This window comes from Tahibacter sp. (assembly GCF_035481375.1).
Taxonomy (GTDB): Bacteria; Pseudomonadota; Gammaproteobacteria; order Xanthomonadales; family Rhodanobacteraceae; genus Tahibacter.
The window spans coordinates 1-26077 of record NZ_DATIGT010000040.1 but is presented as its reverse complement, the minus strand read 5'-3'; the positions used below and the strand labels follow the sequence as shown (position 1 = coordinate 26077).

Here is a 26077-nt window from a genome sequence, read left to right as displayed (position 1 = left end):
GCCGCGGCGAGCGGCAACTACAGCGTCGACGTGACGAGCACGGGTTGCTCGAGCACGCCGGCCACGGCCGTCACGGTCACCGTGCTGGCACCGCCGGATCTGTCGATCACCGTGACGGACGGCGCGACCCAGGTCAGCGCGGGCGGCTCGACGACGTACACGATCACGGCGATCAACATCTCGGCGAATCCCGCGCCGGGCGTAACCGTCGCCGACATATTCCCGGCAGCGCTGACCTGCAGCTGGACCTGCGCCGGCGCGGCCGGCGGCACCTGCACGGGTTCGGGTTCGGGCAACATCAACGACACCGTCAGCCTGCCGTCGAGCGCCACGGTCACCTACACCGCGGTCTGCAGCATCGCCAGCACCGCCACGGGAACGTTGGCCAACACGGCGACCGTGAGCGGACCGGTCGGCGCGACCGATCCGACGCCGGCCAACAATTCGGCAACCGACACGAGCGCCGTGCAGGTCGTGGCCGACGTGGGCCTGACGCTCAGCGACAACCGCCAGTTCGTCACCGTGGGATCCGCGCTGACCTACGTCATCACCGTGACCAACACCGGGCCGAGCCCTGCAGCCGCCACGGTCACCGACGCGCTGCCGGCGCAACTGAGCGGCGGCACCTGGACCTGCGTGCCTTCCGCCGGCGCGTCCTGCGCAGGCGGCAGCGGCAACACGCTGACCGACACGGCCACGCTGCCGTCGGGCAGCCAGGCGGCGTACCAGTATTCGGCGACCGTGATGGCAACGGGTGCGAACGATCTGATCGTGAATACCGCCTCGGTCGCGCTGTCGTCCGGATCGGATCCGGTATCGGCCAACAACTCGGCGACCGACACCAACGTCGTGTCGATCTTCCGCGACGGCTTCGACGGTACGTCGACGCTGTTCCCGAGCGTCATCGGCGACGGCCGCGACTTCGTCACCGCCAGCCTGCGCGTCGACGCGACGCTGCTTGGCCGGCTGAGCCTGATGCCGGCCACGATCGCGAGCGGCCGCGCCGCCGACGGCCGCGTGCTGTTCACGCTCGAACTCGCACGCCTCGGCCAGAACGTCGCCCTGCGCACCGTGACGACCGACGGCATCGGCACGCACGTCCGTTCACCGTGGCAGGCCGTCGATGTCGACCAGCGCCTGTTGTCCTTCGCCTGGCAGACCGCCGCCGACCGCAACGACGCGTTCCTCACCGTCAACGGCACCCAGGCCTTCAGCCTGAGCGCCGGCGCGTCGCTGCCGCTGACGCAGCTTTGGGTAAACGTGGAAAATGACGTGCCTTGGCTGGTGCTGCTGGGCAACTGATCGTTCGCGTGGGAAAGCGCTTCGGGTCCGGCGGGTGCCGGGCCCGAAGTGTAGTGATCAGAACGCCGCCTCGACCTAGCAGAACTCCGCTGCACCCTCGTCGCCCAGGGTCGAACTCCGGTTTGGGGGCCACCAGCCTAACGTGACAATCGGGCGCCATGCGATGATGGCGCGGCACGGTCGATCATTCCGGCCGCGTTGCCCAACCCTTATCCCAGCATCCCGTGCGACGAACCGTCGTGCCGGGATGGGTTCGATGCGTTGACGATGACCGAATCCTTCGATACGACTCCCTGGCGCCTGACCGTGGCCCCGATGATGGACTGGACCGACCGCCACTGCCGGTACTTCCACCGGCTGCTGACGCCGCACGGGCGGCTGTATACCGAGATGGTGACGTCGGCGGCGCTCGCGCACGGGGACAGGTCGCGCCTGCTGCGGCACAGCGCGTTCGAGCAGCCGGTCGCGCTGCAGCTCGGCGGGTCGGAGCCGGCGGAACTCGCGCAGGCGGCGCGCATGGGCGAGGAGGCGGGCTATGTCGAAATCAATCTCAACGTCGGTTGTCCGTCGGACCGGGTGCAGTCGGGGCGGTTCGGCGCGTGCCTGATGCGCGAGCCGGCGCTGGTCGGCGACTGCGTGACGGCGATGCGCGCGGCGGTGCGCGTTCCGGTGACGGTGAAGTGCCGCATCGGTGTCGACGAGCAGGACGACTATCACGACCTGCAGCAGTTCACGCAGCAGATGATCGCAGCCGGCGTGCAGGTGCTGATCGTGCATGCGCGCAAGGCCTGGCTGAAGGGTCTGTCGCCGAAGGAGAACCGCGAGGTTCCGCCGCTGAACTATCAGCGCGTATACGCGTTGAAAAAGGAATTTCCGCAGTTGTGCATTGTGATCAACGGCGGCATCACGACGGTGGAGGCGATGCAGGAGCACCTGGCGCACGTCGACGGCGTGATGCTGGGCCGCGCGGCGTATCACGATCCGTACGTGCTCGCGCGCGCGGAGGCGGCGATGTACGGCGAGCCGCTGCCCGACCGCGACGCGATCATCGAGCGGCTGCTGCCGTACATCGAGTCCGAACTCGCGCAGGGCACGGCGCTGAAGCACATCACGCGGCATCTGCTGGGCCTGTATCAAGGGTTGCCGGGCGCACGCGGATTCCGGCGCGTGCTCAGCGAACGCGCGCATCGCAACGATGCGGGCATCGAGGTGATCCGTGCGGCGCTGGACCAGCGGCATGCGACGCCGGCCGCGGCCTGAGCGCTGGCTGCCGGCGTTCGCGGCGCTGCTGCTGCCGGCGCTCGCGGCGGCCGTGCCGCCGCGCGTCGACGGGCCGGCGCCGACGCCGCGCGAGCGGCTCGACTGGATCGCGCTGCGCCGCTACAGCACGGCCGACGGCCTGCCGCAGAACACGATCAACGCGCTGGCGCAGGATCGCGACGGCTATGTCTATGCGGGCACCGAGGACGGTCTGGCGCAGTTCGACGGGCGGCACTGGGCGCGCATCGGTTTGCCCGAACGCGCGGGCGTGCGGCCCTATGTGACACATCTGGCCGCGACCGACGACGGCGCGCTGTGGATAGGCACCGACAGCGTCGGCCTCTGGCGCCGCGGCGACGACGGCCGCGTCGAATCGATCGGCGGCCTGCCGCTGGAACTGCCGCTCGAAGCCCTGCTCGCGCGCAACGCGGGTGGCGTCTATGCGGGCACGCCGCGCGGCGTGTATCGCTGCGGTCGCGACGGTTGCACGCTGCTCGCGGCGGCCGCCTCGCTCGAAGTCGCGGTGATGCTCGCGGGCGACGGGCCTGCGGGGCCGGCGCTCTGGATCGGCACGAACGAGGCCGGCCTGTACCGGCTCGACGATCCCGACGGCGCGGCGACGCTGTCGGACTGGCACCTCGGCAAGCGCGACGGACTGCCGAACGATGCGGTCCGCGGGCTCGCGCACTGGGGCGGAAAGGACAGCCGCGATCTGTGGATCGGCACCGGGCGCGGACTCGCGCGACTGACCGCCGATGCCCTCGTCGTCTACGACGCCGGCACGGGCTTTCCCGAAGGCACCGCCGCGCCGCTGCTGCCGAGCCGCGAGCGCGACGGCACGCCGGTGCTGCGCGTCGGCCTGGCGCGCGCGGGGCTCGCGGAAATCACCGACGACGGCCGCGTGCGCCTGGTCACGCGTGCCGAGGGCCTGCCCGAGGACGGCGTGCGCAGCCTCATCGAGACCGGCGACACGGCGACCCATCGCGTGCTGTGGCTCGGCACGACGTCCTCGGGCGTCGTGCGCCGCGAGCCGGGCCGCTGGGCTGCGCTCGACGAGCGGCATGGCCTGCCGCACCGCGTCGTGTTCGGCGTCGGCCAGGCGCAGTTTCCCGACGGCGTCACGTCGCCGTGGATCGGCACGGTCGAAGGGCCGGCGCGCTGGATGGGCGGTGCGTGGCAGCGTTTTCTGCCGCAGCCTTACGAGCGCAGCACCGTGTTCGCGATGCAGCGCGACGGCGCGACCTTGTGGCTCGCGACCGACCAGGGACTGATCGGCCTCGAACGCGGTGCGCTGCGGCATTTCAGCGCCGACAACAGCGCGCTGCCCGGGCTCACGGTGCTCGACGTCGCGGCGCAGGACACGCGCGAAGGACATCTCGTCTGGATCGCGACGCGGCACGGACTCGCGCGACTGCAGGGCGACACGATCACGCCCGAACGCCTGCCGCTCGCGGACGGTTCGCCGACGGTGCGCAAGCTGCTGCTCGCGCCCGGCGACGACGCGACGGAACGTCTCTGGGCCGCGACGTCGGGCGGCCTCGCGTGGCGCGGCGACGACGGCTGGCACGCGGTACCCAAGGACTGCCTGCCGAGTCCCGAGCTGCTCGACATGCAATGGCATCGCGACGGCAAGCGCAGCGCGCTCTGGGTCGCGAGCCGCGCCGGCATCGTGCGCGTCGATCTCGGCCGCGCGCCGCGCTGCGTGCGCCTGCCGGCCGCGGCGCGGCCCGCGGGACAGATCTATCAGCAGGCCGTCGACGGTGCGGGACGTCTCTATGTGTTCGGCTCCGACGGCGTCACGCGCTACACCTTCGTCGACGCGCTCGCCGACGAGCCGCTGCTCGCGGAGATCACGCGCTTCGGCATGGAAGACGGCCTGCCGGGACTCGAATTCAATCGCGCGAGCTACGTGGATGCGCAGGGCCGCGTCTGGGCCGGCGGCGTCGACGGTCTCGCGCTCTACGATCCGTCGCTGGAATCGCAGGCCGGTCCGGCCTCGCCGCTGCGCCTGCGCGTCGCGGCGACCGAGCGCGGCACGCCGCTGAAGCCCGGCACCGTGCTTGCGGCCGGCGACGACAGCGTGCGCGCGGAAGTCGCGCTGCTCGCCTACGAGCGGCCGCAGGAAATCCGCTACAACGCGGAACTGCTCGGCCTGCGCGATCACACGCCGGAATGGAGCAGCGGCTCGCGCTTCCAGTTCAGCCGCCTGCCGCCGGGCGACTACACCCTGCGGCTGCGCGCGCGCGATGCGTTCGCGGTCGAGGCCGCGCCGATCGAGATTCCGTTCCAGCTGCGCGCGCCGTGGTGGCAGACGCCGGCCGCGCTCGCCGCGTTCGGCTTCGCGCTGCTCGCGCTCGGCATGCTCGCGGGCCGCTGGCGCAGCGCCGCGCTCGCACGCCGCGCGCAGTGGCTGCAGCAGGAAGTGGCGATGCGCACGCGCGAACTCGCCGAGGCCAATCGCCGGCTCGAACATGCGTCGCTGACCGATCCGCTGACCGGACTCTGGAACCGCCGCCACTTTTCGCTGCAGATGCCGGCGGAATGCGCACGCGCGCTGCGCCGCTGCGAGGACGGCGAGCGTTCGAGCGCGCTCGGCCTGCTGCTGGTCGACTGCGACCACTTCAAGCGCATCAACGACGTGCACGGTCATGCGGTCGGCGACGCGGTGCTCGTCGAGATCGCGGCGCGGCTGCGCCAGCAGGCGCGCGACGGCGACATGCTGATGCGCTGGGGCGGCGAGGAATTCCTGCTCGTGCTGAGCGATGCCGATCGCGAAGGACTCGCCGGCGCGGCGCAGCGTGTGCTCGCGTGCATCGGCGACCGGCCGTTCGTGTTCGCCGTGGAACCGCTCGGCGTCACGTGCTCGCTCGGCGTCTGCGCGTTTCCGTTCGACCCGGGCGCGCCGTTCGTGCAAAGCCTCGACGACTGCCTGCGCCTCGCCGACGCCGCGCTGTATCGTGCCAAGCACGCCGGCCGCGACCGCGCCGTGCTGGCCGTGCCGGACGGCACGCGCGAACCCCGGTGGATCGAGATACCAAGAGCCTCGTAGTTGGGATGAGCCGCAAGGCGAACCCCGAGCATCGAGGACGAAAACGCAGTCGAGATCGTCGATTCCGCGACGGGAGCGCGCGCACACCGCATGTGTCTTCGTGGAAGAATTCGCCGGTTCGACGTTCCTCGCAGCGTGTCGCCCCGGGTGTTGGGCATCGCTGCGCTCAGCCCACCCCACACGAGCTTCGTATTTCATGATCACTCGCAGCATCGACGAATTCCGCACCCGCGCCGCCGCGCTCGAACCTTCGGCGCCGGGCTGCGCGCGCGGGGCGTTTCTCGTGACGCCGCACGGGTTTCATCTGGCCGAGCAGTCGGCCAGCGACAACCGCTACATGGCCATGGACGCCGGCGTCGATGCGAACGCGGCGCTGGCCGAGCATGCGGCGCTCGCGCGGCGCGTGTCGGGCGTGCTGCCGACGGTCTGCTTTCCGGGCGATGCGAGCACGCCCGATGCGGTGTTCCCGAACAACGTGTTCGCGACCGCGCCGGACCGGCTCATCATCGGCCGCATGCGGCATCCGGTGCGGCAGCGCGAGGCCGAGCGGCCGGACATCCGCGGCTTCTTCGGGGAACTGTTCGGTTATGACGAAATTGATTTGTCCACAATCGATGGCGTGGCCGAGCTGACCGGCAGTCTCGTCATCGACCGCGCGCGCAACGTCGGCTACTGCGGCCTGGGCGAACGCTGCGACGAGGCCGGCGCGGCCGCGATGCACGAGGCGTTCAAGCTCGACCTCACGTTCTGCTTCGACCTCGCGCCCGGCGAGTACCACACCAATGTCGTGATGTCGGTGCTGGCCGGCCGCGCGCTCGTGATCGCGCCCGACGGGTTTGCCGATCCGGCGGTTCCGCCGGCGATCGCCGCGGTCTATGCGCCGCAGACGCTCGTGATCAACGGCCGGCAGAAGGCCGACTACGCGGGCAACTGCATCGCGCTCAGCGACGACACGGTCTGGATGAGCGAACGCGCCGCCGCGTCGCTCGGCGAGGCCGAGCGCGCCATGCTCGCCGCCTGGGGGTTTCGCGTCGAAGCGGTCGCGCTCGCCGAGATCGAGAAAGCCGGCGGCAGCCTGCGCTGCTGCGTCGGCGAAATCTATTGAGAAATCACGCATCGGAACGAGAAATTTACGTGAAGTTCCCGCGATTTCCGGCGTACGTCCAGTTCAGGTGCAATTCAATCCGCGCTACCGAGACTCGGGCCCTCTCGCTAAGATGAACGCATGCACCGACGGGCTCACAGTCTGCGCCGCCTGACGCTCCTGACCGCGCTCGTCGCGTTCGGCGCGCCGGCCTTCGCGCAACTGACGCTCGAGGATGCGGTCGAGCGGGTGCAGCAGGAAATCCAGGGACGCGTGCTCAAGGCCGAGGAAGTCACGATCGGCAAGAAGAAGTTGTACCGGATCAAGCTGTTGACCCGCGATGGGCGAGTTCAGGTCGTGAAGATTCCCGCGGACGAAAACAAGGAGAGCCGATAATGCGAGTCCTGCTGGTCGAAGACGAAGCCCCGCTGCGCGAGACGCTCGCGGCGCGGCTCAAGCGCGAAGGCTATGCGGTCGACTGCGCCGCGGACGGCGACGAAGGCCTCTACCTCGGCCGCGAAATGCCGTTCGACGTCGCCGTGATCGACCTCGGTCTGCCCAAGCGCCCCGGCATGGATCTCGTCAAGGCGCTGCGCGACGACGGCCAGCGCTATCCGATCCTCATCCTCACCGCGCGCTCGAGCTGGCAGGACAAGGTCGAAGGCCTCAAGGCCGGCGCCGACGACTATCTGGTCAAGCCGTTCCACGTCGAAGAACTGCTCGCGCGCCTCAATGCCCTCGTGCGCCGCGCGACCGGCTGGACCAAGCCCGTGCTCGAATGCGGCCCGGTGCAGCTCGACACGACGGCGCAGAGCATCACCGTCGACAACAAGCCGGTCGACCTCACGAGCTACGAGTACAAGGTGCTCGAATACCTGATGCTCCATGCCGGCGAACTCGTCTCGAAGGCCGATCTCACGGAACACATCTACCAGCAGGATTTCGACCGCGATTCGAACGTGCTCGAAGTCTTCATCGGCCGCCTGCGGCGCAAGCTCGATCCGGACGGCCATCTGAAGCCGATCGAGACCGTTCGCGGTCGCGGCTACCGGTTCGCCATTCCGCGCAGCGACCTCGCAGCGGACTGATTGCCGATGGCACCGCGGCGACCGCTGTCGCTGCAGGCCCGTTCCACCGTCGCCGCCGGCCTCGCGCTCGCGGCGTTTCTCGGCGTTACCGGCTTCGCGCTCGACAAGGCCTATTACGATGCGACGGTCGCGGCGATGCGCGACCGCCTGCAGAACTACGTCTATGCCTATCTCGCGGGCTCCGACGTGCTGCGCGGCACCAAGCTGCTGCCGCCCGAGACGCTGCCCGATCCCGAATTCAACCGGCCCGGTTCGGGCCTCTATGCCGTCGTCGTCGGCGACAGCGATTCGCTGCGCTGGGAATCGCCGTCGGCGCTCGGCCGCGAACTCGCGTTCGACACGCGCCTGCAGCCCGGCGAGACGCGCTTCGAAGGACCCGTCGACAACTCGGTCGGCCGCGTGTTCGTGTTTTCGCAGGGCGTGAGCTGGGAGGTCGACGAGCGCCGGCCGGTGAACCTGACCGTGCACGTCGCGCAGAGCGACCAGCCGTTCCTGCGCCAGATCACCGCCTACCGGCGCACGCTCGCGCGCTGGCTCGGCGCGCTCGCGATCGTGCTGCTCTTGCTGCAGATCGCGCTGCTGCGCTGGGGACTGAGCCCGCTGCGCAAGATGGTGCGCGACGTCGACAACGTGATGAACGGCGATGCCGACCGCCTGCCCGGGCAGTATCCGGCCGAACTCGCGCCGCTGACCGGCAGCCTCAACGAACTCATCGACTTCGGCCGCGAGCAGCTCGACCGCTACCGCAACACCATGTCCGACCTCGCTCACAGCCTCAAGACGCCGCTCGCCGTGCTGCGCAGCGAGATCGACGGCGATTCCGGCTACACGAGCCTGCGCAACAGCGTGAGCCAGCAGTCGCAGCGCATGCACGACATCGTGTCGTACCAGCTGTCGCGCGCGACCGCGTCGCGGCACCAGGTGTTCTCGACCCCGCTCGCGATCGAACAGGCGGCCGAGGGCATCGTCGCGAGTCTCGAGAAGGTCTATGCGGCCAAGCGCGTGCTCTGCGAGTTCGAGATCGATTCCGACGCGCGATTCTTCGGCGCGCAGGGCGATCTCATGGAACTGCTCGGCAATCTGCTCGAGAACGCGTTCAAGTGGGCCAACCGCCGCGTGCTGCTGACCGCGCACGTGATCAAGGCGCCGCGCATGCGCCGCGCGGGGCTCGAACTGCGCGTCGAGGACGACGGCCCGGGCATTCCGCCGGAGAAAGTCGAGCACCTGCTGCAGCGCGGCGTGCGCGGCGACGAGCGCGTGCAGGGCCACGGCATCGGACTGGCGATCGTGCAGGACATCGTCAAGGGCTACCGCGGACACCTCAGCGTGCATCGCTCCGACGCGCTCGGCGGCGCGTTGTTCTGCGTGCGCTTCGAGGCGATGTAAGCCGCTGTTCGCAGGGCGCGACAAGCCCTGCGCATTGCGCCATCTCCGATCTGGCGGCGCGCGGTTCCCGAGCGCCGCGGCATGCGCAAACGGCAAGGCGAAAACCGGGCGGTGTCGCGCGAATGGCGCAATGCGCGTTGGTCATTGCGCCCGGATCACTCTGTCGAGCCGTTCGGCGACGCCGGCTTCGGCGTAGCGGGTCGTGACGTAGTCGCGGCCGTGTCGCGCGATGCGTTCGCGCGCCGCGGCATCGAGCGCGAGCGCTTCGTCGAAGCAGCGCATGAGGTCGTCGCTGCCGCGATAGCGCCAGCCGGCTTTCGATGCGTCCACGTGATCGGCGAGCACGTCGCACTGCGCGTTGACGATGACCGGGGCGCCCTGGCTCATCGCTTCGAGCGTGACGATGCTGAAGCTTTCCCAGCGCGAAGGCATGACGAACGCGCGCGCACCGGCCATCAGCGCGTTCTTCTGTGCGGCGTCGACGAAGCCCAGGTAGCGCACGCCGTCGCCGTCGCGCAGGCCCAGGTGATCCGCGCCGGTCAGCACGAGATCGATCGCGACGTGCTGCCGTTTGCGCCAGCGACGGAACGTGTCGACGAGTTCGCGGCAGCCCTTGCTCTCGTCGATGCGTCCGCAATACAGCAGGTACGGCGTGTCGCGCGCTGCGGGCGCCGCCGGTTCGGCGGCGACGGCCATGCCGACGACCTCGCCGCGGTCGACGCCCCAGAGCGTCGCGCCGAGGCGGCGTTCGGCCTCGGTCAGCCAGACGATGCGCGGCACGCGGCGCGCGGCCTGCGCGTAGACCGGCAGATAGGCGGGCGGCTCGTCGTGCAATGTGGGTACGAGTACACGTTTGGATTCCGGTACGCAGTCGATGCCGAAATACGTGGTCGGGTAGAGATACGTGCAGAACACGACGGCGTCGTAGTCGCCGGCATGGTGCGCGAGATGGTCGAGCAGTCCCGGACACCACGGACCCTGCGCGCGCACGAACTGTTCGGCGAGCGGCGCGCGCCATGACAGCTGCGCGCCGCCGTCGCGCTCGATCTCGCGCGCATGCGACTGCAGCAGGCGCCGGTGCAGTTCGGCGAACCAGCTGCCGCGCGGCCACGCGCTCGCGAAGCGCCGCACGCGGACGCCGTCGCGCCGTTCCTCGCCTTCGGGCAGCGCGTTGTCCCAGCTGCGGTAGTCGAGCGCGCAGCTCGTCAGCAGGTCGACCTCGGCGCGCCGCCGCAGCAGTTGCGCGTAGTGCCAGGCGAGCGCTTCCGAGCCGCCGGCAATGTCCGGATGCCAGCGCTGGACGACGATCGCAAGGCGGCTCATGCGAAGGCCGCGAGCGCGGTCAGCAGCCGCGCGGTCAGCACGTCCGGCGCGAATTCGCGGCGATAGCGTTCGCGGCCCGCGAGGCGCAGCGTTTCGGCCGCGGCCGGATCGCGCGCGAGCCGCGCGAGGCTTGCGGCATAGAACCTCGGATCGCTGTCATGCCAGAGCAGGCCCGCACCGCCGAGCGTTTCGCCGATCGCGCTGCGATCGCGCGCGACGACCGGCACGCCGAGCGCCATCGCCTCGACGAGCGGCACGCAGAAGCCTTCGTGTTCGGACAGCATCAGCAGCGCGTCGGCGACGAGCCAGCAGGACTTGAGCCGCGCGTCGTCGACGTTGTCGAGGAAATGCACGTGATCGGCGATGCCGAGCGCGGCGCAGCGTTCGCGCAGATGGCGCGAATAGCGCGCGAGGCGGCGGTCGTGCTTGCCGACGACGAGCAGGCGCGCGTCTTCCGCGTAGTGCCGCCGGTAGCACGCGAACGCATCGAACAGCGCGGCATGACCCTTGTTCGGCGCGACGCGCCCGAGCATCAGCACGTTGCGGCGGCCGTCGCCGTAGCGGTCGAGGAGCGCAGTGTCGGCCGGCCGGTCGAGCAGCGCTTCGCAGCGGTGGAACGGCGCGAGCACGGCGCCGCGTCCGGCGGGCAGTCCTGCGGCAACGAGTTCGGCGAGGTTGTAGGCCGAACAGGCGAGCGCGAGATCGAAGCCGAGCGTCGCGAGCGTGGTCAGGCTCGCGCGGCCCGCGGCGCAGCTGCGCACGTGTTCCGGCGACCAGCCCTGGAAGAATTCCGGCGGCGTGATGTTGTGGTAGCGCAGCACGCGCCGGCAGTTCAGCGTCGCGAGCTGCGCTTCGACGCGCGGCCAGCCGATCGAATAGTGGTAGACGACGAGGTCGCGCGCGCCGAGCCAGCGGTCGAGCGCCGGCGGCGCGTGCACGGCTTCGACGATGCCCTGGCTGTGGTCGGCGTAGAGCCGCACCTCGTGGCCGGCGCGGCGCAGCGCCGCGCCCATCTCCAGCACGTCGGTGCCGACGGCGTCATGCGCGGTCAGCGACGGGGCGAGCAGCGCGATCTTCATTCGGCCGGCGGGTCGTCGCGGCGCGCGCGCAGCGCGGCGAGTTCTTCGCGCAGCCGCGCGACCTCGGTCGCGAGGCCGGCGATCTCCGCGCCGGCGTTCTGCTGCGCGAGCGCCTGCCCGAGCCGGCGCTGTTCGCGCGCGATCTCGGGCAGGTTCCAGACGAGCGCGGCACGCTCGATCAGCGCGCCGACCAGCGGCAGTCGCGTCAGGCGCCAGAAGCGGTAGCGCGCCGCGAGGCCGGCGACATGCACGCCGTAGCCGCGGCCTTCCTCGGACGCGCGCAGGTCGCCGAGGATCGCGATCTTGCTGTCGCCGGCGGCGAGGCGCTGCAGCGCGTGCAGCTGGCCGACCGCGTCGGCAGGGCGCTTGAGCAGGCAGCGGTAGGCGAGTTCGACGAACTCGTCGTTGTGCACGTGCATGAAATCGTCGAGCGTGTAGTTCAGGCGCTGCGGATGATCGAGCGCGAGCGGCGCGGCGATGCCGAGCGCGCACGGCGGCGCCGTCGGCATTTCCGGCAGCGCTGCGGCTTCGGCACGGATTTCCTGCTGCAGGTGCGCGAGCGCGCCGGTCGGTTCGCGGCTCATCGCGGCGCGGCGGCGGCGCTCGCGCCGTCGGACGCGGCCAGCGGCACGATGCCGTAGGAGCGCGCGGTCGCGAGATCGATCCACTGGTAGTCGGGCTTGCGCTGGCCGAAGCCCGCGGCTTCGCGCGCATAGCGCGCCTTGCCGGCGACGAGCGCGGCCGAGAAGCTGTCGAGCGCGTCGCCGTCGATGAGGCTCAGCTCGCCGACGAAGCCGGGCTTCGGGCGCACCGCGAGCTGGCGTGCGCCGAGCAGCGTGGTCTCGACGAAGACCGGATCGCCGTTCTTGTCGCCGGTATAGAACGCGAGCAGCGCATGCCGCGGCACGAGCAACAGCACGCTGCGGATGCCGATGCGTTCGAGCGCGGCGGCGAGCAGCAGGCTGCCGTCGATGCAGTTCGCGCGGCGTTCGTCCCAGACGTCGTCGTGCAGGCGCACGCGCTGGCTCCAGACCACCGGGCCGCGCGCGACGCCGGGGTCTTCGTCGGCATAGCGCACGCCGTGGATCTGCAGCACTTCCCAGACCGCGTAGGCCGCCGCGAGCGCCTGCGCCGGCGTGCGCGCACCGGGTTTCAGCGGCAGGAACGGATGCCGTTCCGCGGCCTGCGCGAGGATGTCGTCGATGACGCGCGACTGCGGGTCGGCATAGGCCGCGAAGATCCAGCCGAGATCGACGTGGTCCTTGCCGTCGCGCACGTAGTAAAGCGCTTCGCCGAGCGGATGCAGGCGGATCTCGCGGCGCTGCTGCTGCGTCGTGCCGTCGCCGCGCGTCAGCGTGAAGTCGGCGGCGATCTTCTGCGGTCCGGTCATCGCCGCGAGCGCGGTGCGGTTCCAGCGCAGACGCGGGCGCAAGGTATAGCGTTCGCCGGCACGCGGCAGCACGGCCTGCACGCGGGCGATCGCGGCAAGGCCGGGCGCGTTCACGGCGAAGTCGACGCGCTCGCCGTCGCTCTGCGCGACGAGATCGAGCGCGACCATGCCGCTGCCGTCGCCGAAGCGCGCCGCGGTGCTGCCGTCGCTGCGCTGGGAAAGGTCGAGCACGGGATACAGCGCGTCGTCGGGGCTCACGCGGATCTGCCAGTCGCCCGCCGCCCACAGCGGCGACGCCAGCAGCAGGGCGAATGCGACGGCGCAGACGCGCAGCGCCGACAGGCGCTTCGGGGTTTGCACGGAATGCATGCGGCGACTATCGTTGCCGCCGCCTGTGCTTGTCCATAGGCCGCGTTGGGACGGCATGCTTCCCAGCCCGCCCCTCATCCGTGGAGTTGCCGATGCGTTCGATCTTCCCGCCTTTCGTTCTGCTGCTGTCCCTCGCGGCCTGCAGCAACGCGCCGCAGGACGCGGCCAAGCCCGCCGCGGCGCCGGCCGCTCCGGCCGCGCCGGCCGCCAAGCCCGAGCAGGCGGCTGCGCCCGCCGCGACGCCGGCGGCACCGGCGGCCGATCTGCCGACCGGCACCTGCGGCGACCAGGGTGCCGTGCCGAAGGATCAGCGCCTCGCGAACACGCCGCGCTGGACCACCGCCAGCGAGGTCGACAACTTCGGCTACGACGTCTTCCGCGGCGATCTCGAAGAAGGTCCGTTCACGAAGCTCAACGCCGATCCGATCCTCGGCGCCGGCACGACCGACGAGACCAAGAAGTACGAGTACCGCGACGACACCATCGATCCCTGCCGCGAATACTGGTACTACGTCGAATCGATCGACACCAAGGGCGCGCGCGAGAAGTTCACGCCGGTGTTCAAGGCCGCCGCCAAGCGCCGCGCGGCCGACCCGGCGGCGCCGCAGGCCAAGTAAGTCATGCAGCAAGAGCAGGACGCGCGGGCGCGCCGGCGCATCCTGCTTTTTTGTTTTGTCGCTTTGTTCCTTCTGCAGCAGGGCGCGCTGTTCCTGCTGTACTACGCCGGCCCGAAGTTGCTGGTCGGCGACGAGGCGGCCTACCTCGCCTGGGCGCGCGGCATGGCCGGACTCGGCCCGCCCGTCGCCGATGCCGGCTGGTGGCCGCCGCTGCAGGCCTGGCTGCTCGCCGGCTCGCTGCGCGTCTTCGGCGACACGCTCGTGCCGATGCAATTGCTGCAGACCGCGCTGCTGCTCGGTGCCGCCGCTTTCCTGCGCGCGCTCTGGCGCCGCTGCGACGGCCGCGTGCACGCGGCGAATATCGCCGCGGCGCTGTTCGTGCTGAATCCGTCGAACATGGCCTACGCGCACTGGCTCTGGCCCGAACCCGTGCACCTGTTCCTGCTGTTCGCGGCGCTGTACCTGGTGCTGCGCGCGCGCGAGGCGCTCGGCGGCGTCGCGCTCGGCGGCGCGCTGCTCGCGAAAAGCCTGCTGAGCCTGTTCTGGCCGCTGTTCGCGCTGTTGCTGCTGCGCGGCCGGCGCGTCCGCGGTGCGCTCGCGCTCGTCATCGGCGTCGCGGTGGTCACGGCCGTGCCGCTGTACCAGGGCTGGCAGCGCACCGGACGGCCGATGATCGCCGACAGCTCGGCGTTCAATCTCGTCGGCGGCCTCAGCGAGCGCTGGCGCAGCGACTATGTCGGCGACAGCGTCGCCGCACTCGCGCACGATTACTTCTCAAGCGCGGCCACGCCGATCGAACGCAACGCGATCTATCGCGCGCGCGCCGAAGCCATGCTGCGCGAGCAGGGCCTGCTCGCGACGCTGGAAGCGCAGTTCGGCCGCCAGTATTTCCGGCTGTTCAGCGCGAAGACGACACTGCTGTCGCAACTGCCCGGTCCGGCCTGCGCCGGTCATCTCGGCAGCTATCGCAACGCACCGCCGTGGCTCGCCCAGGTGCTGGCCGCGGTCGGCGACGCGCTGCATCTGATCTGTCTCGTCGGCTTTGCGGTCGGACTCGCGTTCTGGCGCCGCTGGCGCGAGCCGCTCGTGCTCTGGAGCGCGCTGTTCTTCGTCTATCAGCTCGGGCTGTATCTGCTGCTGCACGTGAAGGCGCGCTTCCTGCTGCCGATGATGCCGTTCCTCTGCGCGTTCGCCGGCAGCGCGATCGCGAGCCTGCGCCGGCCCGATGCCGCAGCGGCGGTCCATCTGCGCGGCGGCGCGCGCTGGCTCATCGCGGCGGGACTCTCGGCCGTGCTGCTGATGCTCGCGCTGCTCGGGCCCTGGTTCGACCGCAGCTGCGGATGATCCGCGCGGAGACCGCATGAATCGCGAAACCGAACTCGAACTGCGTCTCGCCGAGGCGCGCCATACCGAAACCGAACTGCGCCGCGTCATCGACATCGTCCTTGCCGAAGGCGACGCGGTGTTCGCAAGCCGCAGCTGGCGCATCGGGCGCGCGCTGACGCGTGCGGTCGAACGCGTGCAGCGGCTGTTCGGCCGCGCGGTGCCGCCGGCACAGGACGCCGCGCACTGGCGCGGCATCGTCGCCGCGCACGACGACGCGCTCGCGCGCCGCCGAGCCTTGCTCGAACGGCTCTGCGCCGACGGCGCGCGCGAAGACCTCGACGCGGTGCTCGCCGAACTCTGGCGCGGCGTCGGCGCGGAGCGCAGCGTCGCACCGTGACGCCGACGCCGATCAGCCTGGTGCTGCTGGCCTGGAACCGCTGGGACCTGACCGCGCGCGCGCTCGACAGCCTGCTCGCGACGGAACTGGACGGCAGCGAGATCCTCGTCGTCGACAACGGTTCTACCGACGCCACGCCGCAGGCGCTGGACGCCTACGCCGGTCGCGTGCGCGTGCTGCGGCTGCCGGACAATCTCGGCTTCGTGCGCGGCAACAACGCCGGCATCGCGGCGGCGCAGCCCGGCAGCGACCTCGTGCTGCTCAACAACGACCTCGTGTTCACGCAGCGCGACTGGCTGGTGCGCCTGCGCGCCTGCGCCGCGGAACACGCCGATACCGGCATCGTCGGCTGCCGGCTCGTCGACGCGCACGGGCGTCTGCTGCACGCGGGCACGCGCGTGCTGCCCGACGACGGCATCGGCGTGCAGACGCCGTCGGGCCGCATCGAGCGCGACGTCGGCCAGTACACCGACACCGACCGCATCGTCGAAGGCGTCGTGTTCGCGGCCGTCTACATCAGGCGCGCGGTCGTCGATGCGATCGGTCCGCTGCACAGCGATTACCTGACCTACGGCGAGGACAGCGACTACTGCCTGCGCGCGCGCGCCGCGGGCTGGCGCACGCGGCTCTGCGGCAGCGTGACCTTGCGCCACGACCAGCACGGCTCGACCGCGGACGACGCGCCGGCGCGCGCGCGGCTCGTCGCGCAGGGACGCGCGACGTTCGCGCGGCATTGGGCGGCGACGCTCGCCGCGCAGTACGAACGCGAGCTGCAATGGGTCGGCGCGCTGGATGTCCCGGCGTCGCTCGCCCTCTGGCAGCGGCCGTTCGCGCGCGCGCTCGACGCGGCCGGTCTGCGCCTGAGCTATCGCTCGCTATATGCGCCGGTGCTGCCCGAGGCCATCGCCGAAAGCGGCGACAGCCGCGATCACCTGCTGAACACGCTGCGCCGGCGCGCGCGCGACGCGTCGCCGGACACGGTGCTCTGCGCCGGCGATCCGCGGCTTTGGCCGCGCGTCGCCGCGCGGCGGCGCATCGGTTTTCTGGATTTCGAGACGATTCCCGAAAGCGACGCGGCCGCGGCGGTCCGCGCGATGGACGAGCTCTGGGTGCCGAGCGCCTGGCACCGCGATGCGCTGCGCGAGGCGGGCTTCGGCGACGCGGTCGCGATGCCGTGGATCGTCGATCCGGCCTATGCGCATCCGATGCTGCGCGCGCCGCGCAATCCGCACGGCGAACGCGTCGTGCTGTGCTGCGCGCGCTGGGACGAGGTCGACGCGCCGTGGCACCTGCTCGAGGCATGGACGCGCGGACTGCGCCGCGACGAACCCGTGCGCCTGCTGCTTTGCGTCGACGCGCTCGGTCATGATCTGGCCGCCGCGACGCGCGCGCTGCGGCTCGATCCGCACGGCGGCCGTTACAGCGTGCTGCCGCGGCCCGTCGTCGATGAGGAACAGCAGCACGGGCTGTTCGCTGCGGCCGACGTCGTGGTCTGTACGAGCCGCAGCCGCAGCCGCTGCTGGCCGCTGCTGCAGGCGATCGCGACGGGCCGGCCGCTGGTTGCGACGGCGCGCGGCGCGCGTGCGGAAGTGCTGCGGAACTACGGGGCGGCGCCGGTGGATGACGGCGACGACGGCGGTATCGCCGGTCGCGTCGTCGATGCGTTGCGCGGCGTGCTCGCCGATCTGCCGGCGGCGCAGGCGCGCGCCGCGGCGGGCAGCACACGACTGCGCGACGAAGCACTGCGCGGCGTCACGGCCGCACGTGCGCTCGAACGCCTGCGCGCGCCGCTGCCGCCGCCGGCGGTACGCGAACGCCCGACGCGCAGCGCGCACGGGCTCGTCGTGCTCGGCATGCATCGCTCGGGCACGTCCTGCGTCGCCGGCCTGCTGCAACTGTTCGGCGCCTATGCGGGCGAGCCCGGTTCGTTCCTGCGCAATCCCGGCGAGAATCCGCGCGGGTTCGTCGAACGGGGCGACCTGCACCTCGCGTGCGTCGCCGCGCTGCGCCGGCGCGGCGGCGACTGGTCGTCGCCGCTGGGTTGGGACGAGGACGCCGTGCCCGCGGCGCGCGCGCAGTGGCGGGCCGACTGGCGGCCGATCGCGGCGGCGCTCGCGGCGCAGGCGCCGTGGCTCATCAAGGAACCGCGACTCTGTCTGTTGTTCGGGGAGATCGCTGACTTGATCGCGCAGCCGGTGTTCGTGCATGTCGTGCGCGCGCCGACGCCGGTCGCGGCGTCGGTGCAGCGGCGCGACGGCCTGGCGCCGGCGCACGCGCTCGCGCTCTGGGAGTGCTACAACCACGCAGCGGCGGCATCGGCCGAACGCGGTCCGCGTATCGTCGTCGACTACCATTGCCTGCTGCAGCGGCCGCGCGAACAGGTGCGGCGGCTGTACGACCGGCTGCGGGACTTCGGCGTGCAGGGCCTTCGTCTTCCCGACGACGAGGAAATCGCCGCCTGGATCGGCGCCGATCTCGCGCGCGAACGCCACGCCCGCGCACCGCAGCCGACGGCGACGCAGCAGGCGCTGTGGTCGGCGCTGCAGCAGCGCGCCGCGGATGCCGCGGTAGAACTGCCGGCGTTGTCGGCCGACAGTGCGGCGCTGCTCGCGCAGGTCGGCCGCGAACACCGCGCGCGCATGCGCGCCGAACAGGAATCGAGATGACCCAAGCACCTGCCGCCGTTCTGCCGCATCGCCTCGACTGGGACGGCGTACACCTGCGTCTCGCGCTCGCGCCGAGTGCGGCGGTCGAGGTGCGGCTCGACGGGCAGCGCTATGCGACGCTGCAGGCCGACGCCGACGGCCATGCGCAGCTCGCCTTGCCGCTCGCGCCGAACGGGCGCGAACGCATCAACGTGCAGCTTGCGGCCGGCGGCGCGGAATCGGCGACGGTGTCGCTGCGCTTCGGCCGGCCCGGCCTCGGACGCGCCGTCGACGTTGCGCCGCTCGCGCCGCTGCCGTCGCAGGAATTCGTCGATCTAGCCGCACACGCCGATGCGATGACGCGCGAAGTCGCGATCGTCGTGCCGGTCTACAACGCGCCCGATGCGGTCGCGGCCTGCCTCGACAGCGTGCTCGCGCAGACGCGCGGCGCGGCGCGGCTCATCGTCATCGACGATGCGAGTACCGATCCGGCGATCGCGCCGCTGCTCGCGCACTATCGCGCGCGCCGCGGCGTCACGCTGCTGGCCAACGAATGCAATCGCGGCTTCACCGCGACCGCGAACCGCGGCATCGAGGCCGCGGGCCGCGCCGACGTCGTGCTGCTGAACGCCGACACGGAAGTCGCCGCGCACTGGCTGACCGGTCTGCGCCGCGCAGCCTGGGCGTCTGCCGATACGGCCAGCGCGACCGCCGTGTCGGACAACGCCGGTGCGTTCTCGGTGCCGGAACTCGAGCGCCATTGTCCCTTTCCGCAGCAGTGGACATTTGCACAAGCGGCGCTCGCGCTGCGCCAGCAGGCCGGCAGCGCGTATCCGCGACTGCCGACCGGCAACGGTTTCTGCCTGTATCTGAAGCGCGCCGCGCTCGATGCGGTCGGCCTGCTCGACGCCGAGGCGTTCGCGCAGGGCTACGGCGAGGAAAACGACTGGTGCCAGCGCGCCGAAGCCGCGGGCTGGCGCCATGTGATCGCGGGCGACGTGCTCGTGCGCCATGCGCGCAGCCAGAGCTTCGGCGACGAGCGCCGCCGCGTACTCGGCGAGGCCGGCATGGCCGTGCTGCGCTCACGCTGGCCGCGCTACGAAGCCGACGTCGGCGCGAGCCTGTTCTCGCCGCGACGGCGCGTGCTCGACTGGCGCGTGCGACGCGCCTACGCCGGACCGGCACCGCAGCCGCGCTGGCTGTGCTGGGGCGACGCGGCGGCGCCCGACGGCATCGAGGCGGTTCGCGTGCATCGCGGCGAACACGGCTTCGTCGTCGAAACGCGCGACGGCGTGTCGCGCACATACGAGCCGCTCGCCGAAGCGAGCGCCGCGACCGGCGGCAACGAGGCCGACTGGAACGCGAGCTTCGCGCGACTGTTGCAGTCCGAGGCGATCGATCGCGTGACCGGCACACTGCCGCCGGCGCTCGCACGCGTCGCGGCGCTGTTGGCCGTCGACACCGACGATGTGCCGGCACTGCGTCCGTTCGAGGGCGCCGCATGAGCTCGCGTGTGCTCGTGACCGGCGCGGCCGGCCAGGACGGCGCCTATCTCTGTCGCGATCTGCTCGAGGCCGGCTGCGTCGTGCACGCGGGACTGCGGCCGGGCTGGAACGACGAATCGCTCTGGCGCCTGCGCGAACTCGGCCTGCTCGGGCATCCCGATCTGCATCTGCTCGCGCTCGACGTGCGCGACGCGGCGGCCTGCACCGCGGCGATCGAACGCCTGCAGCCGCAGCAGCTGTTCCATCTCGCCGCAGTCAGCAGCGTCACGCAGGCGCTCGCCGATCCGCTCGAAGCGATCGCGAGCAACGGCACCGGCACGCTGCATCTGCTCGAAGCCGTGCGCTGGCATGCGCCGGCAGCGCGCGTGGTGCTGGCGTCGACTGCGGAAATCTTCGTGCCGCGCGACGGCGTCATCGACGAGACCTGCGCGCTGCAGGCGCGCCATCCGTATGCCGTGTCCAAGCTGCTCGCGCACACGGCGCTGCGCTGCTACCGCGAGCACTACGGCCTGCAGGCCGGCGCGGCGATCCTGTTCAACCATGAATCGCCGCTGCGCGGCAGCGCGTTCGTCACGCGCAAGATCGCCGCGGCAGCGGCGCGCTGGGCGCAGATACCGGTCGAGCCGCTGACGCTCGGCAATCTCGATGCGCAGCGCGATTTCGGCTATGCGCCGGACCATGTCGCGGCGCTGCGCGCGCTCGCGGCGCTGCCGCATGCGGACGACTACGTCATCGCGAGCGGCCGCTGCGCGTCGATCCGCGAGTTCGCGACGCTCGCCTATGCGGCGGCCGGCGTGCCGCTGGACTGGCGCGGCGCAGGCGCCGACGAACATGCCGTCGACGCGCGCGACGGGCGGCGCTGCATCGTCGTCGACGCGGCGTTGCTGCGCCGCCACGACGCGCCGGTGCTGCGCGGCGATCCGACGCGCGCGCGGCGCGAACTCGGACTGACCGACAGCGTCGACACCGCAGCGCTCGCGGTACTGCTGGTCGCCGCCGAGCGCCGCCGCCTCGCCCGGAACCCGCGACCATGAGCGCGGCGCCGCTGCGCGTGATCCTCAACGTCGATGCGATCAGCGCGCCGCTGACCGGCATCGGCGTCTACACGCGAGAACTCGCGCTCGGTCTCGAACGCGCGCCGGGACTCGACGCGCTGAAGCTGTTCTCCGCGTATCGCTGGGTCGCCAACAGCGAGCAGGCGTTCCAGGTCAACCGCACGATCCAGAGCGTGCGCCGCGTGCTGCCGTTCAAGCGCGCCGCGCTCGAAGGCTATACCGCGTTGCGCGCCGCATTGTTCCGGCACAGCGCGAGCCGGCTCACCGACCACGTGCTGCATGCGCCGAACTTCGTGCTGATGCCGTTCGACGGACCGTCGGTCGCGACCGTGCACGACATCTCATACCTGCGCTATCCGCAGTTCCACCCGGTCGAGCGCGTGCGCTTTCTCGAACGACACCTGCCACCGACGCTCGCGCGCGCCGATGCGCTGATCGTCGATTCGGCCTATGTGCGCGACGAACTCGTGACCGTGCTCGGCGTCGATCCGTCGAAGCTGCACGTCGTGCCGCTCGGTGTTGACGCGGCGTTCCGGCCGCAGACGCAGGCCGATACGCAGGCCGTGCTCGCGCAGCACGGCCTCACCTGGCGCGGCTATCTGCTCGTCGTCGCGACGCAGGAGCCGCGCAAGAATCTCGAACGGCTCGTCGAAGCCTATGCGGCACTGCCCGATTCACTGCGCACGCGGCTGCCGCTCGTCGTCGTCGGTGCGCGCGGCTGGCTCGACGCGTCGCTCGCGCGCCGGCTCGAACCGCTCGAACGGCGCGGCGACGTACGCCGGCTCGGCTTCGTCGCCGATGCTGACTTGCCCGCGATCTACGCCGCCGCGGCCGGCTTCGCGTTTCCGTCGCTGTACGAAGGCTTCGGCCTGCCGCTGCTCGAAGCGATGGCGAGTGGCGTGCCGGTGCTGACCTCGGATGCCGCGTCCATGCCCGAAGTCGTCGGTGACGCGGCGCTGCGCGTCGATCCGCTCGATGTCGATGCGATCCGCGATGGCCTGCGGCGCCTCGTCGAGGACGACGCCTGGCGCGAACGCGCAGTGCCGGCCGGACTTGCCCAGGCTGCCGGCTATACCTGGTCGCGCACCGTCGCGGCGACGCTCGCGGTCTATGAGGCGGCGCGCGCGCGCGCCGGCAGCGTCGCGGTGCCGCTCGCGCATCAACGCACGGCCGCGCCGGCGCAGCCCGCGCGCGCAGCCGTCGTGCTCGTGAACTACAACACGGCCGACCGCAGCCTGCGCTGCGTGGCGTCGCTGCAGGGACTCGCCGACAGGATCCGGCTGATCGTCGTCGACAGCGGTTCGCGCGCCGAAGACCTGTCGCTGCTGCGCAGCGGGCTCGCGCAGGCCTGGCCGTCGGCCGAACTCATCGCGAGCCCGATCAACATCGGCTTCGCCGCAGGCTGCAACCGCGCGATCGCGCGCGTGCTCGACGATGCGTCGATTTCGCACGTGCTGCTGCTCAACAACGACGCGATCGCGACCGATGCACTGACGACCTGGCTGCTCGACCATGTCGACGGCCGCGTCGACGACGACCTCGCCGGCGGCCGCGTGCTGAAGCTCAGCGGCGAGGACGTCGATTCGCTCGGCATCGCGTTCTATCGCAGCCTGCTCGCGTCGAACCGCCTCGACATGCAGGACCCCTATTTCGGTCCGACCGGCGGTTGCGCGCTGTACGCGCGGCGCGTGCTCGAAGCGCTGCAGGCCGCGCACGGCCACATCTTCGACGAATCGTTCTTCTGCTACGCCGAAGACACCGACGTCGCCGCGCGCGCGCTGCTGCTGGGCTTCACGCCGGCCTATACCGACGCCGTGCTCGCGCGCCACGAAGGCCAGGCGTCGAGCGGCGGCGGCTTCAACGATTTCGTGCTCTACCACGGCATCCGCAACTCGCTGTGGATGCTCCTCAAGTGCGTGCCCACCGGCGTGATCCTGCGCCACCTGCCGTCGCTGATCGCTATCCACGCCGGCATCGTGCTGCGCCACGGCCTGCGCGGCAAAGCGAGCGTCGTGTTCCGGCTCTATCGCGATGCGCTCAAGGGAAGCCTGCGCATGCTGCGCAAGCGCCGCCGCATCCAGCGCGAACGCCGCATCGCGCCACGCGATTTCGCGCGGCGCGTCAGTGTGCGTTTTTATGATCGTGGGTATGTGCGCAATGCGTTGCGCGATCTGTGGGCGGCGTTGCGGGGGAAGGGGCGGGACTGATCTGCGGATCCCGTATGCAGACAGTAGCCCTGCCCTTGAGATTTCGTGGGTGCTGATCGCCGCCATCGCATGCCGACGCCGATGCGCACGTTGACAAGTCAATACAAAGGCCGGTCGTCCTTGCGGTCGACGCACGAGAACGAAAAATATCAAAATATCGGACACCAAAATATCGGACACCCACAATTCAGAGACAAAAAATACCGGACACCCACAATTCGGAAACTTCCGACGCGAATGCGAGGCTCAATCCCGCAGCGATAACCGAGCCGCAATGTCACGCTGCAACCATGACAACAGCGCGCTCGCTTCTGATTCCGCCCGGATCCGCAGGCAGCTACCACTGCGTCCAGCGCTGCGTGCGTCGCGCGTTCCTTTGCGGCGAGGATCGCTACACGGGGCGCTCATTCGAGCATCGAAAGCACTGGGTCGAAGATCGCTTGCGTTTGCTCGGAGAGTGCTTTGCTGTCGCTATCCACGCCTATGCAGCATGAGCAATCACCGTCACGTCGTCATTCAGGTGATACCGGAAGCGATCGAGACCTGGAGCGACGAAGAGGTGGCGGCACGCTGGCTGCGAGTGTTTCCGATCGCGGACGATGATCAGGATGCTGTGTGTTGCCGACTACCTGCAGGTACTTAACTGGACGGGCCGGAGGCTGGCGCCGGGAAAGCGCGGAAGGATCAGTGGTCCCGCACTGGCAATCATCGAGCGACTCGACACAACACCGGAGCGATGGGCGTCTCGCGTTCGCGGCTATGGCGATGGCTGGGCCAGAATCTCCGGATCCGCGCAGGATCTGATCGAGATGGCCAAGCGTCTGGAGCAGAGATGGCTCAAGGGCATCGGACTGGCGCAGCGACTGGCTTAGGCCAGACCGTGCTCCTTGTTGTAGCGTGGGTCAATTCGTTCTTTCGCTTGATGTGACGCTTTGCGCCTAACCTCTGCAGGTTAAGTCTGGCGGCAGGCTCTGGTATCACACCGGGGACTTCGGCCTTCAGCTCGGTCCACGACAAATAGTGGATGTCCTTTTCTACCAGTCATATATTGTTGGATGATGTCCCATATAACCGTTGAGTGAGTATCGTGACGAGTTCTGACCATGTGACTTTAGCGCTTGCAGCCACTGGAGTTCGAGTAGACGTACTCGGAGAGGCTGAGCGGAAAAATTTGCTAAAAAAATTGTTAGATCGGTTTGGTATTGATTTGGCGCGACGCGCTCCTTGGGACACGGATGCTGCACCTGATGGATGTCTACGGCCAGACGGGTGGCAATTAACAACTAAGTATGTTGGGGCGTCGACATGCTTGCTGATAATGGCGGGCGCGCGCGACGTATGGCGGTTCAGAGATGGAGCTGATCTGTTGCGAATCTTAGAGGAATGTCCTGCACTCGAATTCTACGTGTGCGACGAGAGTGCGAGTTACTTACTTTGTAGCAATCACCATGACGTTCTCATTGGCTGGGGTAGTGCGAAAGCATGGGTGGAGGAATTGGACAACTGTGCAAATAAACAGTGATGGACTTGTCAGTGTCGGCGGTGCAGACGAGAGCGAAGCTGGGTTCTGAGATTTCGTGTGTGAATCGCCCAGGGTTTCGTAGAATCGCTCGAACGCTAGCCATCTTGCACGGTTACGTTCTTGCGAACTTCTGAGAGCAACTGAAGCGCAGTACGCGATCGTAAAAAATATGATTAGGTAGGTAACAATGTAGGAAGTGTGTTACGAAATCGTCGAGTCGCAAGATTTCGAGATCGGCTTGCTTGAATTCCTGACGTCGGCCACCCCGGGCATTTGGGTAAATGTCAGTGAATTTTGCAAGAAGTGGAGCTATCGAATTGATGGGCTTTCCGGCCGCGAATTCATGGCGTGGCTTTCTTGGCCTGAGGGTGGTGGTGACTATGTAATAGTATCCTTTTATGAAACCGGGTTCTAGCAGTCAATTTCAGCCGTCTATAACAAAGCAGGGCTTGTCGAAGTGTTTCCACGGCGCGCGGTAACGCGAAATAGTCTTGCTCTGCCGCAAACATTCCATTTCGTCGAACAGCGGTTCCATTACTTGAATGCTGGGTCGACACCATGTCCGCATTCCCGATCCGGTAGTCAGTGCAAGGAAATTGCGGATGCTGCAAGTTCGTTGCGCGGACTATGGCCTCCGCTGCCCCGCTGTCGATGGATGGGAAAGTACCGGAGGGAAAGTACCGGACACTCACAATTCAGAAACTTCCGACGCGAATGCGAGGCTCAATCCCGCAGCGATAACCGAGCCGCAATGTCACGCTGCAACCATGTCAACTGCCCGCTCGCTCCTGATTCCGCCCGGATCCGCAGGCTGCTACCACTGTGTCCAGCGCTGCGTGCGTCGCGCGTTCCTTTGCGGCGAGGATCGCTACACGGGGCGCTCATTCGAGCATCGAAAGCACTGGGTCGAAGATCGGTTGCGTTTGCTCGGAGAGTGCTTTGCTGTCGCTATCCACGCCTATGCAGTCATGAGCAATCACCTTCACGTTGTCGTTCAGGTGATTTCCGGCGCCGTGGAGACGTGGAGCGACGAAGAAGTGGCGGCGCGCTGGCTGCGAGTGTTTCCGGTCGCGGACGATGATCAGGATGCTGTGATGGTGAGGCGTCAGCAGCTTCTTGCAGACCCGGCGCGCGTTGGCGTGATTCGCGCGCGCCTCTGCGACCTTTCGTGGTTCATGCGTTGCCTGGCCGAGCCGATCGCCCGCCGTGCCAATCGCGAAGACGGCTGCAAAGGGCGGTTCTGGGAAGGGCGCTATCGGTGTCAACTTCTCTGCGACGAGCGCGCGCTGCTCGCAGCCATGGCCTACGTCGACCTGAATCCAATACGCGCGGGAATCGCCGATCAACTGGAGTCGTCGACGCACACGAGTGCGGGCGAGCGAGTGAGAGTAGGTCGTCTGCGACCTGAGTCGCTCGGTGCGCTGCTCCGCCCGATAGTCGGAATATCGTCTGTGGGACTGTCGCTCAGTGTTG

At 69.5% G+C, this 26077-nt stretch carries 20 protein-coding genes; 15 read left to right on the top strand and 5 right to left on the bottom strand.

The window, feature by feature from the left end:
* The 7 genes from VLF18_RS02985 to VLF18_RS02955 all read left to right on the top strand — a co-directional run.
* Positions 1–1302: hypothetical protein (locus VLF18_RS02985; RefSeq protein WP_325278136.1), on the top strand; the 1302-nt coding region annotated here is incomplete at its 5' end.
* 267 nt (positions 1303–1569) lie between these two features.
* A complete protein-coding gene (gene dusA, locus VLF18_RS02980; RefSeq protein WP_325278135.1) occupies positions 1570–2562 on the top strand; it encodes a tRNA dihydrouridine(20/20a) synthase DusA in 993 nt (330 codons plus the stop codon).
* Complete coding sequence (locus VLF18_RS02975; RefSeq protein WP_325278134.1) at positions 2540–5611, top strand: diguanylate cyclase; 3072 nt, start codon at positions 2540–2542, stop codon at positions 5609–5611. The genes dusA and VLF18_RS02975 overlap by 23 nt, the downstream gene beginning before the upstream one ends.
* A gap of 196 nt (positions 5612–5807) precedes the next feature.
* Positions 5808–6716 (top strand): arginine deiminase-related protein, encoded by a 909-nt coding sequence (locus VLF18_RS02970; RefSeq protein ID WP_325278133.1) that lies wholly within the window; start codon positions 5808–5810, stop codon positions 6714–6716.
* Between the two features lie 120 nt (positions 6717–6836).
* The gene (locus VLF18_RS02965) at positions 6837–7091 is read left to right on the top strand and encodes a hypothetical protein (RefSeq protein ID WP_325278132.1); all 255 of its coding nucleotides are present in this window, start codon (positions 6837–6839) and stop codon (positions 7089–7091) included.
* On the top strand, positions 7091–7783 hold the full coding sequence (locus VLF18_RS02960; protein WP_325278131.1) for a response regulator transcription factor: 693 nt from the start codon (positions 7091–7093) through the stop codon (positions 7781–7783). The genes VLF18_RS02965 and VLF18_RS02960 overlap by 1 nt, the downstream gene beginning before the upstream one ends.
* 6 nt (positions 7784–7789) lie before the next feature.
* Positions 7790–9169 (top strand): sensor histidine kinase, encoded by a 1380-nt coding sequence (locus VLF18_RS02955; RefSeq protein WP_325278130.1) that lies wholly within the window; start codon positions 7790–7792, stop codon positions 9167–9169.
* A gap of 141 nt (positions 9170–9310) precedes the next feature.
* Here VLF18_RS02955 and VLF18_RS02950 read toward each other — a convergent pair whose 3' ends face one another.
* Genes VLF18_RS02950 through VLF18_RS02935 form a run of 4 tightly spaced genes read right to left on the bottom strand, consistent with a single transcriptional unit; the run spans position 9311 to position 13321 of the window.
* A complete protein-coding gene (locus tag VLF18_RS02950; RefSeq protein ID WP_325278129.1) occupies positions 9311–10492 on the bottom strand; it encodes a glycosyltransferase family 4 protein in 1182 nt (393 codons plus the stop codon).
* Entirely contained in the window at positions 10489–11571 is a 1083-nt protein-coding gene (locus VLF18_RS02945; protein ID WP_325278128.1) for a glycosyltransferase family 4 protein, read from the bottom strand. The genes VLF18_RS02950 and VLF18_RS02945 overlap by 4 nt, the downstream gene beginning before the upstream one ends.
* Positions 11568–12155, bottom strand: a complete 588-nt coding sequence (locus VLF18_RS02940; protein WP_325278127.1) for a hypothetical protein — start codon at positions 12153–12155, stop codon at positions 11568–11570. The genes VLF18_RS02945 and VLF18_RS02940 overlap by 4 nt, the downstream gene beginning before the upstream one ends.
* Positions 12152–13321, bottom strand: a complete 1170-nt coding sequence (locus tag VLF18_RS02935; protein WP_325278126.1) for a hypothetical protein — start codon at positions 13319–13321, stop codon at positions 12152–12154. The genes VLF18_RS02940 and VLF18_RS02935 overlap by 4 nt, the downstream gene beginning before the upstream one ends.
* Positions 13322–13422: 101 nt before the next feature.
* Here VLF18_RS02935 and VLF18_RS02930 point away from each other — a divergent pair, with 101 nt between their 5' ends.
* From VLF18_RS02930 to VLF18_RS02895, 8 genes are all read left to right on the top strand, one after another.
* A complete protein-coding gene (locus VLF18_RS02930) occupies positions 13423–13947 on the top strand; it encodes a hypothetical protein (protein ID WP_325278125.1) in 525 nt (174 codons plus the stop codon).
* A 3-nt stretch (positions 13948–13950) separates the two neighbouring features.
* Positions 13951–15291 carry a hypothetical protein gene (locus VLF18_RS02925; RefSeq protein ID WP_325278124.1) on the top strand — a complete coding sequence of 447 codons (1341 nt, stop codon included), beginning with the start codon at positions 13951–13953 and terminating at the stop codon, positions 15289–15291.
* 16 nt (positions 15292–15307) lie between these two features.
* Positions 15308–15670, top strand: coding sequence for a hypothetical protein (locus tag VLF18_RS02920; protein WP_325278123.1), 363 nt, complete (start codon positions 15308–15310; stop codon positions 15668–15670).
* Positions 15667–18336 carry a glycosyltransferase gene (locus tag VLF18_RS02915; RefSeq protein WP_325278122.1) on the top strand — a complete coding sequence of 890 codons (2670 nt, stop codon included), beginning with the start codon at positions 15667–15669 and terminating at the stop codon, positions 18334–18336. The genes VLF18_RS02920 and VLF18_RS02915 overlap by 4 nt, the downstream gene beginning before the upstream one ends.
* On the top strand, positions 18333–19820 hold the full coding sequence (locus VLF18_RS02910) for a glycosyltransferase (RefSeq protein ID WP_325278121.1): 1488 nt from the start codon (positions 18333–18335) through the stop codon (positions 19818–19820). Before VLF18_RS02915 ends, VLF18_RS02910 begins: the two co-directional genes overlap by 4 nt.
* Entirely contained in the window at positions 19817–20854 is a 1038-nt protein-coding gene (locus VLF18_RS02905) for a GDP-mannose 4,6-dehydratase (protein ID WP_325278120.1), read from the top strand. Before VLF18_RS02910 ends, VLF18_RS02905 begins: the two co-directional genes overlap by 4 nt.
* Entirely contained in the window at positions 20851–23082 is a 2232-nt protein-coding gene (locus VLF18_RS02900; protein ID WP_325278119.1) for a glycosyltransferase, read from the top strand. The genes VLF18_RS02905 and VLF18_RS02900 overlap by 4 nt, the downstream gene beginning before the upstream one ends.
* A gap of 599 nt (positions 23083–23681) precedes the next feature.
* The gene (locus VLF18_RS02895; protein WP_325278118.1) at positions 23682–23954 is read left to right on the top strand and encodes a hypothetical protein; all 273 of its coding nucleotides are present in this window, start codon (positions 23682–23684) and stop codon (positions 23952–23954) included.
* A gap of 1531 nt (positions 23955–25485) precedes the next feature.
* Here the strand turns inward: VLF18_RS02895 and VLF18_RS02890 are convergent.
* Positions 25486–26077 (bottom strand): hypothetical protein (locus VLF18_RS02890; protein ID WP_325278117.1); only part of this gene is annotated, 592 nt, incomplete at its 5' end.